A 13,135-nucleotide genomic window follows, 5' to 3' on the forward strand; every position below is an offset into this window, starting at 1 on the left:
GTATTCAAGGATAATCCAATACCTTTCAGGAGTGTTAGCGCACTCCTGAATTCTTAAGATCATTCTTGATGAATAGTAGAGTTATTTCATCACTGTGACCCTCCTTCCCTCGATTTTAATTTGTATGCCTGCTATCGGTTCAATAATTTTGATGACTGCTGAGATATTTTTAGAACGGGATACCCATCCACCAAGCTTAATGGTCTTCGGATCAACATCCTGAAAAACCACATCTACATCATACCAGCGTTCCACTTTTTTCATCACACTGGCCAGGTCCTCATCTTTGAAGATAAAATCTCCGTTTTTCCAGGCCATCACCGTTTCTGTATCGGCTTCCTCCATTTTCAGCTCTGCTCTTTTTTGGTTGAGTACAGACTGCTGCCCGGGTTTCAGGATCAGTGCCTTTGATTTACTGCTGGTCTTCACCATCCCTTGCAACAAGGTAGTCACCTGTGTTTCTTCATCCGGATAAGCATTGATATTGAAATGAGTACCCAGTACTTCTACGACCTGATTTTGGGTATGAACCAAAAAAGGTTGATTTGCACGATGTGCGACTTCAAAATAAGCCTCTCCGCTTAGCGTTACTTCTCGCTTCTTATCTTTAAATGCGCCGGAGTATTTTAAGGAGGAAGCTGCATTTAGCCATACTGCGGTTCCATCAGGAAGCTGTACCTGATACTGACCCCCTCTTGGGGTTTCAATGGTATTGATCAAACTTGCATTTCGGCCCTGCTGATCATTTATCTTATAAATCAACTGACCATCTTTCGTTTTGGTAATCTGTATGCCTGCCTCTAAAGTCTGACTTCCATTCTTTAGTGTGTCCAACAAGATCACCTGACCATTACTCAATACCAAACGCGCTTTGTGAGTACCGGGGCCAATTAAACTTGCGGCCAGTTCCTGACCTTTTTTATAACTATAGGTCTGGTAAGCGTAAAAAGAGATTCCCATGCAAAGGACAATAGAAGCCGCAATGGAAAGCCTGGTCCATAATTTTTTAGCACCAGCTATTTTCATCTGTTTAGCCGGGGTTTTAACATTCAGCACTGTGTGTAAGATCCGGTCTTCCTGAATTGAGGAGAAAGGACTTTGAACGGGTTTGAAATTTTTATAATGCCAGTCTATCTGTTCCTGTAACTTTTGATCGAATCCACCTGAATGGATCAAATTCATCAGTTCTTCGACTTCAGCAGCACTGGCTTTTTTATGATAATATTGCTCAAATAAATAGGGAAATCTTTCTTCTTGCATAATTTTAAAAGAATTTGGCCAACAATGTATCAGCCTCATTTCTACTAAAGAGTTAAAATTTTAAAAAAAGGGGTAATGGAATTAAAATATTTTTTTTAGTGTAGGATTACAGCGGTAGTGAGTACCAGAATGATACTCAAATCGACGCGTCCATTCAGGTCTTTCCGAATAAACTGAACTGCAAGCTGGATGTGTTTTTTGACAGTTTCTGGAGATAGCTGCAATGCTTTCGCAATTTCATCGTGTTTTAAGCGATCATAACGGCTCATTTTATAGACTTTTTGCTGTTGTTCGGGTAATTTATCTACGGCCAGTTCCAGCAATTTGCGATAATCATCAATTGGATTCTCAGATTCCTCCAATTCAAGATCATGTAAAATCTCCTTTTCAAAAGCGGCATGGGAAACGCTTTTAGCGGCTATTTTCTTTAGGACTAAAAAGGTCTCATTTCTACATAGAATATACAAGTAACCACTAAAATTCGTGATTTCTGTTAAAGTTTCGCGCCTTAGCCAGATTTTAACAAAAGAATCCTGGATAATTTCCTCTGTTTGGTCCAGGGAGGCGGTTAATTTAAATACAAATTCAGCTAGTGGCTTGGAATACCAATGAAATAATTCAGCAAAAGCGCGTTCGTCACCTTCCGCTACCTTTGCAAGGATGTATTTTTCATTTTCCAGTGGTGTGACTGCCATTATTTTCGCCCCTATCTTGTAATCAGGAACCAATAATATAAATAATTTGACAAAATACTCCTTATTTAGTAGCGTTTACTGAAAATTAACTCAACAAAGCCCTTTATTTTATTCAGATGTTATTGATTTAACTATTTTGGCAGCATTTTCATTTCCTGGGTTAAGCTTTAAAGCTTTTTCATAGTTCTCTTTTGCCAGTTTTTTATCTCCATTTGCAAGATAGGCTTCCCCAAGACTGTCATAAGCATTCCCACTTTCCGGATATAGCAAGGTATTTATTCGGAAGATTGCGATGGCTTTATCTAATTTCCTGGTATTTAAGAAATTGTATCCCTGACCATTGATAAAAGATTCGCTGATCAGGTAATGCTCTGGTGCTTCCGCTTTTACTTTTTTAAATGAAGCCAGTGCATCCTCAAATTGCCCATCACTGATCAACTCATAAGCGGTCTTTTCATTGCTGGTCAATTTTGGGTTTTCAAAACGAACGGTATCATTCAAAAGTAGATTCACCAGATAGGTTTTGTGGTCTGCAGGATTCTGGAGAAACTTGAACTGCTGCTCCCATCCGCTTCTCACATAAGTATCTGCGCCAACTTTAAAGAACTCAACTGGTTCTTCCATATTGTTTTGATGAAACAACCTCCCCTTTTCTTCATAGATTTTGGTCAGGCCATATTTATCAGTCTGGTAACGGCCTAATATCTTGTCGCGGTCTGCTGCAGTCAAGGTTAATTTTTTATAGACCGGATAATCTTGATCCGGCCAGTTGAAGACAGTAGCTACCGCACGATACACTTCGTTAATCAGCAAGGGTTGATTCCCATTCGTCATCACCACTAGCCCATCTCCATCTCTGGTATTCCCGATCATAAAGCTCGAAAAGCCTTCATTCCAGCCACCATGGTTAAAATACTGCGTCTGGTTTCTTTTTTCCAGGAAAATCCCCAGCCCTTCAAAAGGTTGGATAAATGGACTAACCATTTGCTGTGCCATAGCCTGGGAAAGTACTTTGTTGCTTGTTCCTTTTAAAGTAGACTGCAGGTCGATTACAAATTTCGCAAGGTCTGTTGCATTGGCCCAAAGTCCGGCTGGCGCCATTTCAGGATAAGTATGTCTTTTCCCTGGAACTTCGGATCCATTAGGCAAATAACCTGTTGCTGCCAGTTTCAATTGCCCTTCAGACAAAGGTTGATCATAAGTACTATTATTCATCCCAAGTGGAGCAAGCACCAGGTCTTTCATCAGCTGAGGATAAGGCTTTCCTTCCAGATCTATCAGCATTTGCTGCATGATGCAATAACCACCTCCGGAATAACGAAGCGTCCCACCTGGAGTCTTATCCACCCTGATTTCCGGAGAGTTCGCTGGTTTTTCTCCATTGAGGACCTGAACAAGTGTGGGCACCGACTGACCAGCAGCATAGCCTATAAAACCACCAACGGTTAATCCACCGCTATGGCTCAATAAGTGTTTTATATTTACTTTTTGAGTACTGGTAAACTGATTGTCCGGAAGCTTCCAGGATTTAAGGTATTGGTTTACATCCGCATCCGCATTGATTTTACCCAATTCTACTTCCTTTAAGGCAGCATAGGCACTAACCGGCTTGCTAATAGAAGCCGCCTGGAAAAGCGTTTGGTTGGTGACCGGTAATTTGCTGGTTTTATCAATGATCCCATAACTCTTAACATAGGCAATCTTCGAATTTTTAATCACCGCAATCGTTAAACCTGGAACACCATAATGTTTCATTCTGGATTCAATTGTCCATACAGAATCTCCCTCGAAACGAAGTACGGGGATTAATCCTGACTCCACTTTTTTAATCAATGTTATCGTATTGCTGTCCGACTGTGCGAACAGCGTCTGAGTACTTAAGGAAGCAACCAGAAACAAAGGGAGTAAAAGTGAAGATTTCATAATGTTCTTTTTCTAAGAGACACCAAACAGTATCAAATAGTTACAAGTATTGATCAATTTATAATCAATCGCCGACTAGGAACGTCAATAGTCAGTTGCTCACCAAGCCAATTCATGCTCATTATACCATCATATTTATCTACCATCACGAACCTTAAAACCTTTTTCAGCCATAACATCAGTAAATTCTTTCCATTCATCTCCTCCAAGTGTAGCGCAGGGGAAGACCCAATACTGAAATGATTTGCTTACGACCCTTAAACAAGAGGTCCGTAACTCAATGCGTTCAACTGTAAGCTGCCGGACATCAGATAACCGATAAGATTTCATCATAAAGGGTAGAAAATAATTTCTCATGACCAGGTAATCATCGGAAATCTTGATGTAGAAACAAGATAGTGCACATACCAACATGTATGCACCAGCGGCAACGCTCACAAAAATCGACATGTTTCTATTTATGGGTGCGAGAATAACAAACACCAATATAAAAAAAAGAGCAGTCCACATCTGGTAGCATCTGAAAGATAACAGCGGTGTTCCTTTAAAACTCATAAAGGACTTCGCTACGATATCGATATTCCTAACAATATCTTCTTTCAACACAATAGCCGAACTTTTCTTCTTAAAATAATGCTCAATGTATTGTAGAATAATATGCCCATTACTGTAATAGTCAAAGCATATCTGGACTGTTCTTTTGTCTTTCAATACCACCTCAGTATAATAAAAACTAAAAGGAATCATAGTAATGCCCGTAGATTTGACATAATATTTTACACGCTGCACATCTGCCCAGGCGAAGGTCTCCGTCTTGAATAGTGATTTAATCAATACTCCGTCGCCACTAATCTTTATACGCTTAAATTGTAGGATATATGCATAAACAAGAAAGATTGCTCCAGAAAACATAAGACATCCAAAGATGGATGCAACAATCTTTGAGACTACTGCTTTTGGAACAGCCGTGAACAACAGGAAATAACCGAATCCTAAGCATACGATCAGCTCTATCGTCACTAAAAACAAGATTTTCCAAAATTTAAATTCAGATTCAAGATTCATATATTGAGGTTAATTTTAAGCGGGGGCTGAAGATATAAAATTTACTTTCAAAACCTCAATTAAATCCGTTAACCAAAATAGGCGAGAAAAACTTAATTCATGGCTTTCTTTTTATTTAAACACCTCTGCACAATGAGATCTCCTATAATGAATAAATAAAAAACACTTACATTGTCTTTTTGGGGGCCATTAGCCCCTAAGCTGATCTATTTTGCCTTGAAACAGCTTCCTTTCGGCAGCTGTTTTGGCTAATACTATTGCCCTTTCAAAATTTGCGATGGCTTTGTTTTTATCTATATCCTTATACAACTCTGCGAGCAAAATAAAATAGAAATGATTGCTCTCCAGTTTTAGCTTTTCTGCTTCTACCAGGGCTACTGCTGCCCCATTCGCTTTATATAACGCAAAGGTGCGGTTCAATGCAGCAGCACTAGAGTAATTCAGGATTAGCAGCTGGTTGTAAAGCTGCAAAATCTCTTCCCATTTTTCTGGACTATCTTCCTTGATGCAATGGCAATAGGCGATTTTAGCTTCCAGGTGATAAGTACTCAATTCCTCTCCCGCAGCAGAAAGCTTCAAAAAATGAACGCCTGTTCTGAGCAATTCCTGATCCCAAAGGGATTCATCCTGTGCTTCATATAGGATCATTTCCCCCTCATTATCTTGACGGGCGCTAAAGCGTGAGGAATGAAAACACATCAATGCAATCAGGGCATTTGTTTTAGGAAGGTTGGTCTTTTCGTACTCGGTCAGCATCAATCCCAAACGCAAGGCTTCTATACAGAGTTCCTTTTGCAGGATTTGGTTCTGGGTTTTCGAATAGTATCCTTCACTAAAAAGCAGGTAAATGATATGCAACACATTGTCCAGCCGCTTTACAATTTCCTTTTCCCCGGGCAATGCCAGTTCGGTTTTTTCTGTGCGCAGCTTTTCCTTTGCCCTAAACAGTCTTTTGTTGATGGTTTCTTTATTCGTGAGGAAGGCCTCTGCAATTTCATCAATCCCAAAGCCACAAAGAATCCTCAATGCCAATCCTATTTGCGCTTCACTGGCAATTGCAGGCGTACAAATTGCAAAAATCATCTGCAGCTGACTGTCCTTAATGTTTTCTTTTGAAAAACTAAATTCCTCAGGACTCCCCTGCAACTCTTCCTTATGCTGAAGTTCCGGTACCACCTTATCTTCAAAAATCTTGTTTCTTCTGAAGTACGAAAGGGTCTTTTGCTTCGCTACGGTGTACAGCCATGCAGCTGGATTTGCAGGGATGCCTTTTGTCTTCCAGCTTTCTGTTGCCAGAAGAAAGGTTTCACTCACGATATCTTCAGCGATCTCCATATGCTGCAAACCAAAGCGCTTACTGATGACCGCAACCATCTTAGAAAATTCCTGCTGAAATAAATGCTTTAATGACTCATGTTCCATATTGGTCTTATTTCTACACTGCCATCAGCATCAAGTGCCGGACAACCATGGGCCATTGTGGTCGCTTCTTCCAGATTATCTGCGCTTACGACAATAAAACCACCCAATCTTTCTCTGATCTCAACAAATGGACCATCGGTTACCAGTCCACCTGGTTTAAGCACTTTACCTGCGGCTTCCAAACGGGCACCATGGTTTTTTAATCTCCCTTGAGCGGCAATACCACCGATCCAGTCATTCCATTTCTTGTTTACTGCCTCTATTTCATCTGCTGATGTATTGCCCTGATCGTAACTGGCCTGGCGAAATACGAATACGAAGTCTTTCATCTTATTTAATTTTATAATATCTGAATATAGGAATTTGGCTTAGCTGATCGATAATTATTTTACCTGCACTTTATGCTGTCCAACGGTATAACTTCCAGCTTTGGTACGGAAAGCAATATTGATGCGGTTGTAACTGTTAATTGTAGTGATGGCTAGGGTCAGGTCGATCAACTCCTCTTCAGAAAACTGCGCTCTTGCATTTTCATAAACTCCATCGGCTACATTGCCATCTCTGATCTCCGTCACCGCCTCTGCCCAGGCAATTGCTGCACGTTCTCTTTCCGTAAAAAACGGAGCTTCCCTCCAAGCATCCAATAGAAACAGTCGTTGTGCCGTTTCTCCTATAGCCAATAGGTCTTTTGAATGCATATCCAGACAATAGGCACAACCATTGACTTGTGATACGCGGAAATAAATGAGGTGTAAAAGCTCCTGTTCAATTGAAGATTTGCTAAGGTAAGCACCAATTCCATACATGGCTTTCATTGCATTCTGGCCTTTTTCAAAGGCATTGATTCTCTGTTCCATTTTATTATTGTTTTATATTTTTTGATTTATACCACAATAATGCATGAGCTTATAGAAATTGGACAGTTGCCATTAAATATTTTTAAAATAAACTTATTTCATTTGGAAAGGCTTTCATGGTTTTTGTATGTATTTGATGCTTATATTTATTGCAGCACCTATTATCGGTGTACTGCTTGCGGAGAAAAAAGAAAGCAAGGGGGATTGTATCGGACATGATCAATGGAGACAAAGCATAAGATGGAATCAGAAGAGCATTACACTAACAGGAGCGGCTGGCTTAGAGCTGCAGTTTTAGGTGCCAATGATGGCATCCTTTCGACCACAAGTCTGGCTATAGGCATTGCAGCAGCAAGTACCACCCGTGAGCCCATTGTTTTGGCTGCAGTAGCTGGTCTGGTTGCAGGAGCATTATCCATGGCTGCCGGAGAATATGTATCCGTGAGCTCCCAATCAGATATTGAGGTTGCTGACCTAAGCAGAGAAAAAATAGAATTAGCAGAAAGCCCTGAACTAGAGTTACAGGAATTGTCAAAAATCTATCAACAAAGAGGTCTTGATGAAAATTTGGCCATGCAAGTAGCCGTCCAGCTTACTGCCCATGATGCCCTGGCTGCACATGCAAAAGACGAACTGGGTATTAATGAAATCACCCAGGCAAAACCAATGCAGGCTGCATTCGCCTCCGCAGCCTCCTTCATCATTGGGGGCCTTCTTCCTCTACTCGTTTCCATATTTGCGCCAATAAAACTAATGGTCATTTACCAGTATGGCTTTTCCATCATATTTTTAGCATTATCAGCAATGCTTGCCGCAAAGGCGGGTGGCTCCAATAGAGGGAAAGCTGTCTTAAGGATTTGTTTTTGGGGAACAGCTGCAATGCTAATGACTGCTTTAGTCGGTTATTTATTTGGGGTAAAAACAATGTAGCTTACCAAATAATAAACGATCTTTCAGCTAAGAAATGAAAGTTGATTATTTGTAGTTGGAGCGGGCGATGAGCTTTTCGATATCCTTGACCCGAATCTTTCTACCTTCGGTTTCAATGATTTCTTCTGTTTTAAACTCCTTTAACAATCGAATTACATTTTCCTTTGCGATACCTGCAATATTAGCCAGATCAGTCCTGGAAATATTAATGATTATTTCTTTGCCTTCCTCCGTCTCAATTTTAAACTTTTCACGCATTACGATCAGTGCAATTGCCAGTCGCTCGACTGCACTACGTTGCGCAAAGACAGAAATATTATTCGCAAGAACTGAGTATTCATGACTCAAAGATTTCAACAATCGATTTGCAAATATCGGAGAGGTATTTAAAACCGATAAAAAGTCCTCCTTAGGGATAAAACTGATCCTACTATCTTCCATTGCAGCAGCAAAGTCCGGATACCGTTCTTCGGATAAAACAGCATGATAACCAATCAACTCCCCTTTATTGGCAACATAAATAATCTGTTCTTTTCCGCTAGGATCAACCTTATATTTTTTAACCTTCCCCTGATGAATAAAAAATATTCCATAGGGTACTACGCCCTCTCTAAATATAATTTCTCCTTTTTGATACCTCTGTTCTCCCTGCCGACCGATCAAAAAACTATACTCTTCTGCTGAGAGGATAGACACAATAGATTGAGTTGTAAAACTCCATTTATCAATCGGAAAAATTCCTGATAAGCTCATCCCGCAAAGATACAACATAATGAACCTGATATATACCTATCATTTGTTTCTATACATATTTCTAAGATTTCCATCTAATGCAGCTAAAAACTCCTCCGTGTTTAGGTAATCTTTTCCGTGTTCTACTCTATTCCCATGAATACAGACTGCCAGATCCTTGGTCATCTTACCCGATTTAACGGTCTCCACACAAACCTCTTCCAGCATAGCACAAAACTGTATCAGTTCCTGATTGTCATCCAGCTTGCCTCGAAACGCTAATCCCCTGGTCCAGGCAAAAATAGAGGCAATAGGATTTGTTGATGTTGCTTTCCCTAATTGATGTTCCCGGTAATGCCGGGTAACGGTACCATGTGCTGCTTCAGCTTCCATCGTTTTTCCATCTGGAGTAATCAGAACGGAGGTCATCAGTCCTAATGAACCAAAGCCCTGGGCTACCGTATCAGACTGCACATCACCATCATAATTTTTACAGGCCCATACGAAATTACCATTCCATTTTAAAGCAGAAGCAACCATATCATCAATCAGACGATGTTCATAGGTAATACCCGCCGCCGCAAACATATCCTGAAATTCATTTTCATAAATTTCTTGAAAAATATCCTTAAACCTGCCATCGTATTTTTTCAGTATTGTATTCTTTGTAGACAGGTAAAGTGGCCATTGTTTTGTCAGGGACTGATTAAAACAAGCCCTTGCAAAGCCATAAATACTTTCATCGGTATTGTACATGGCCATTGCAATTCCATCCCCCTGATAATTGTATACCTCATGCGACTCTTCCTCACTTCCATCATCAGGTTTAAATGTAATGGTCAGTTTTCCGCTGCCTTTGGTTAAAAAATCGGTAGCACGGTACTGGTCTCCAAATGCATGGCGTCCAATACAGATCGGGTTAGTCCAGTTTGCAACTAGTCTAGGGATGTTGTCGATAACAATAGGTTCGCGGAATACGGTTCCATCAAGAATATTCCTAATTGTTCCATTAGGCGATTTCCACATCTTTTTAAGCTTAAACTCTTTGACACGATCCTCATCTGGCGTGATGGTGGCGCATTTGATCCCTACGCCATACCTCTTAATTGCCTCAGCTGCATGAATGGTTACCTGGTCTGATGTTGTATTACGGTGTTCAATACTGAGGTCAAAATACCTAATGTCCAATTCCAGATAAGGCAGAATCAGTTTTTCCTTAATAAATCTCCAGATGACACGTGTCATTTCATCCCCATCAAGCTCAACGATAGGATTTACAATCCTAATTTTTTTAGTTTTCATATAATTTATCATTTATATATTGTGAAGTCCTATTTCGGGAACACAACATAATTATGCAGATACACAAGCGCATATCTATAGCAACTAAACTGGGTACTGCTTAAAAGTAATGGAGATAAATCCTGGATTTTCCTTTCCAATTCATTCAGGTATTCAATAATAGGATGACTTTTATTTGCAAGCTGATCTACAGCATCAGTAATAATCGTCTCCACTTGTGGGTAATTTTGCGCTTCAGCAAGTTGTTTTAAAACTGAGGAAGCATAATTTTCTAAAGTCATTTTGGTATTGTTTTTATGATACAATTTTATTTTTTAATCCACATTCTCAAAGATTTATGGAGATCTTGTTCCACCAGCTCATATCCTAAAGGAATATGAATTAACGTACTAGTTCAAAGGCAGCAAACTGTAATCAAGGGGGTTTTATAGGAGGATGATCAATCCAAGAAAAATTCCAATTATCATGATTAAGTACATTAAAATCTCTGTACTTGCGAAACTTTTATACTTCAGCCAAAATGATTCTTCATTTGAAGGCATTTCCTTTTCAGTCATAATCCTGTAATTAAACTGGAGTCTAATGATTTCCATGATGCAAAATTAGCCTTATCAAGTACTTATTTTACAGAAAGATATCAGTGGTTACACTGATAAAAATCATCTTTTTATTGGCGCTAAGTGCCCCTTCATCGCATTTGCGGTATTTTGGTAGTATCGTTTTGCCTTTATTCTAAAAATATCATAGAGTAATGCATAAATCAAAATGCCAATTGGTGCAAAAAAAGACTTAAACCCGAAATGATGAAAAAGATATGCCCCAGCAACTGCACCTGTCATAAAAAAGAATATAATGACCAATCGAAGCTTTATTTTAGCGATAAGGGCTGGATGATCATGTTTACTTTTATTAAACAACTGTGCTAATTCTATACCCAGATCAGTAAATGTTCCAGTCAGGTGCGTAGTTCTTACCACTGAACCAGAAATCATAGATACCAAAGAATTCTGTAAGCCCATTGCAAAAAGCAGACTACCGGCAAAGATCTCTTTAGCAACTAAAGTTCCATCATATCGATGACCATATAACGCAGAAAAAAGAAGGATAATAATTTCAATAAAAATAGCAATGAAATAAGAAAAACGTTGGTTATGCCCGGTCAATGAGAGAATTAAGCTTGAAACAAAAGCACCAGCTAAAAAAAGAAACATCCATAAAGCAACAACCTGAGCAGTATGCCAATCTGCAAGGGCAATTTTTTCGGCCAATAAAGCGGCATGGCCGGTAACATTGGTAGTCAATACTGCAAATCCCAGAAAGCCCTCTGCGTTTACGAATCCTGCAGTTAGTCCAAGTAAAGTTGCTAATTTAAGGTTATGTTGAGGTGTACGCTTTGCCCCCAGGTGTCTTAACATGGCTGTTATTTATTGCATTTTCAATGACAGCTTTTGCTCCCATTACACGAACAGAAAAAATCTTATTGGCTAACTACATGAAAAATGGGAACTGTCTAGTTCAGCCAATGTAGGGATAATCAAGTCATTTCATGCAACTATAAAAAAGAAGGCCATGAAAATGATCCTGTTATCGTATAAACTGATAAGTATCACCTGCCTCCATGATTTCTTACTGTAAAACACTTTGATCTAGCCAATAGATTTGCATTTGATTTCCACACAAAACTGAAGTAATGAATTTATTAGAAAAGAACTTATTAAAACCCGGCCCATTAGGAGAACACGCACATTACGCACATGGATATTTCGCCTACCCAAAACTGGAAGGTGAGTTAGGGAATCAAATGTTTTTTAACGGCAAACAGAAACTAGTTTGGAGTCTGAATAATTACCTGGGTCTGGCAAATTGTACTGAGGTAAGGAAAGCAGATGAAGAAGGTGCAAAACAATATGGACTTGCTTATCCTATGGGTGCAAGAATGATGACTGGTAATACCATACTTCATGAAATGCTGGAAGAAAAACTTTCCTCTTTTGTAAAAAAAGAGGATACATTTTTGCTTAACTACGGCTATCAGGGTATGCTATCCATCATTGATAGTCTACTTGACCGTCACGATGTTGTGGTGTATGATTCGGAATCACATGCTTGCATCATAGATGGTTTAAGGTTGCATATTGGCAAACGCTTTGTTTACAAGCACAATGACATTCAAGATTTTGAAAAACAACTCATTAGAGCTAAAAAACTAACCAATCAGAACAATGGTGGAGTACTGGTCATTACCGAAGGTGTCTTTGGTATGCGTGGAGATACCGGGAAATTAAAAGAAATCAGCGCCTTTAAAAAACAGTATGATTTTACATTCCTGGTTGATGATGCTCACGGTATTGGGGTAATGGGTGCAACTGGTGCCGGGACTGGTGAAGCTCAGGGTGTTCAAGACGAGATTGACCTGTACTTTGCCACTTTTGCTAAATCTTTTGCTGCCATTGGCGCTTTTGTTTCTGGAAAAAAAGAGATTATCCAGTATTTAAAATACAACATGCGCTCTCAGATTTATGCAAAAGCACTACCGATGCCATTGGTATATGGTCTACATCAGCGACTTAGTCTGATTAAGGAAAAACCAGAACTTAGAGCTCAATTGTGGGAGATCACCCAACAACTACAAAATGGGCTTAAAGAAGCAGGACTGGAAATCGGCAATACGCAATCTCCTGTAACACCCGTTTACTTAGCTGGCTCAATTGACCAGGCAACGGCATTGGTAAGGGATCTCAGAGAAACTCATGATATATTTTGTTCATTAGTTGTGTATCCGGTAGTTCCAAAAGGAATGATCATTTTAAGGTTAATACCAACAGCTAATCATACCAAAGAAGAGGTTGACCGGACTGTGGAAGTATTTAAGCAAATTAAACTCAATCTAACTGCTGGAAAATACGACCATCAACTACAACTGTCTTAATCAGTTACTCGTTTAAATAA

Annotated in this window: 13 protein-coding genes; 2 read left to right on the forward strand and 11 right to left on the reverse strand. The window is 39.5% G+C overall.

Translation table 11 applies throughout. From position 1 onward, the window contains the following. Window positions 1–81: 81 nt before the first annotated feature. From R2S10_RS04970 to R2S10_RS05000, 7 genes are all read right to left on the reverse strand, one after another. On the reverse strand, window positions 82–1,260 hold the full coding sequence (locus tag R2S10_RS04970) for a FecR family protein (RefSeq protein WP_316839338.1): 1,179 nt from the start codon (window positions 1,258–1,260) through the stop codon (window positions 82–84). A gap of 95 nt (window positions 1,261–1,355) precedes the next feature. Beyond that, window positions 1,356–1,955, reverse strand: a complete 600-nt coding sequence (locus R2S10_RS04975; RefSeq protein ID WP_316839339.1) for a sigma-70 family RNA polymerase sigma factor — start codon at window positions 1,953–1,955, stop codon at window positions 1,356–1,358. Between the two features lie 108 nt (window positions 1,956–2,063). After that, entirely contained in the window at window positions 2,064–3,878 is a 1,815-nt protein-coding gene (locus R2S10_RS04980; protein WP_316839340.1) for a serine hydrolase, read from the reverse strand. Window positions 3,879–4,013: 135 nt separating this feature from the next. Then, complete coding sequence (locus tag R2S10_RS04985; protein ID WP_316839341.1) at window positions 4,014–4,943, reverse strand: hypothetical protein; 930 nt, start codon at window positions 4,941–4,943, stop codon at window positions 4,014–4,016. A gap of 189 nt (window positions 4,944–5,132) precedes the next feature. Next, on the reverse strand, window positions 5,133–6,365 hold the full coding sequence (locus R2S10_RS04990) for an RNA polymerase sigma factor (RefSeq protein WP_316839342.1): 1,233 nt from the start codon (window positions 6,363–6,365) through the stop codon (window positions 5,133–5,135). Next, window positions 6,347–6,694, reverse strand: a complete 348-nt coding sequence (locus tag R2S10_RS04995; protein WP_316839343.1) for a YciI family protein — start codon at window positions 6,692–6,694, stop codon at window positions 6,347–6,349. Before R2S10_RS04995 ends, R2S10_RS04990 begins: the two co-directional genes overlap by 19 nt. A gap of 54 nt (window positions 6,695–6,748) precedes the next feature. Continuing rightward, a complete protein-coding gene (locus tag R2S10_RS05000; protein ID WP_316839344.1) occupies window positions 6,749–7,222 on the reverse strand; it encodes a carboxymuconolactone decarboxylase family protein in 474 nt (157 codons plus the stop codon). A gap of 240 nt (window positions 7,223–7,462) precedes the next feature. Here R2S10_RS05000 and R2S10_RS05005 point away from each other — a divergent pair, with 240 nt between their 5' ends. Further along, window positions 7,463–8,152 (forward strand): VIT family protein, encoded by a 690-nt coding sequence (locus R2S10_RS05005; protein ID WP_316839345.1) that lies wholly within the window; start codon window positions 7,463–7,465, stop codon window positions 8,150–8,152. A gap of 45 nt (window positions 8,153–8,197) precedes the next feature. Here the strand turns inward: R2S10_RS05005 and R2S10_RS05010 are convergent, their stop codons facing one another. The 4 genes from R2S10_RS05010 to R2S10_RS05025 form a co-directional block, all read right to left on the reverse strand. Beyond that, window positions 8,198–8,923, reverse strand: coding sequence for a Crp/Fnr family transcriptional regulator (locus R2S10_RS05010; protein ID WP_316839346.1), 726 nt, complete (start codon window positions 8,921–8,923; stop codon window positions 8,198–8,200). A 21-nt stretch (window positions 8,924–8,944) separates the two neighbouring features. Further along, window positions 8,945–10,186: an NADP-dependent isocitrate dehydrogenase gene (locus R2S10_RS05015; protein WP_316839347.1), complete on the reverse strand. Its 1,242-nt coding sequence runs from the start codon at window positions 10,184–10,186 to the stop codon at window positions 8,945–8,947. 29 nt (window positions 10,187–10,215) lie between these two features. After that, window positions 10,216–10,467 carry a hypothetical protein gene (locus tag R2S10_RS05020; protein ID WP_316839348.1) on the reverse strand — a complete coding sequence of 84 codons (252 nt, stop codon included), beginning with the start codon at window positions 10,465–10,467 and terminating at the stop codon, window positions 10,216–10,218. A gap of 378 nt (window positions 10,468–10,845) precedes the next feature. Continuing rightward, window positions 10,846–11,601 carry a YoaK family protein gene (locus R2S10_RS05025; RefSeq protein ID WP_316839349.1) on the reverse strand — a complete coding sequence of 252 codons (756 nt, stop codon included), beginning with the start codon at window positions 11,599–11,601 and terminating at the stop codon, window positions 10,846–10,848. Between the two features lie 275 nt (window positions 11,602–11,876). Here R2S10_RS05025 and R2S10_RS05030 point away from each other — a divergent pair, with 275 nt between their 5' ends. Further along, the gene (locus R2S10_RS05030; protein ID WP_316839350.1) at window positions 11,877–13,115 is read left to right on the forward strand and encodes an aminotransferase class I/II-fold pyridoxal phosphate-dependent enzyme; all 1,239 of its coding nucleotides are present in this window, start codon (window positions 11,877–11,879) and stop codon (window positions 13,113–13,115) included. Window positions 13,116–13,135 lie beyond the last annotated feature (20 nt).

Origin of the sequence: Pedobacter gandavensis (assembly GCF_032678745.1) — a bacterium.
Taxonomy (GTDB): Bacteria; Bacteroidota; Bacteroidia; order Sphingobacteriales; family Sphingobacteriaceae; genus Pedobacter; species Pedobacter gandavensis_C.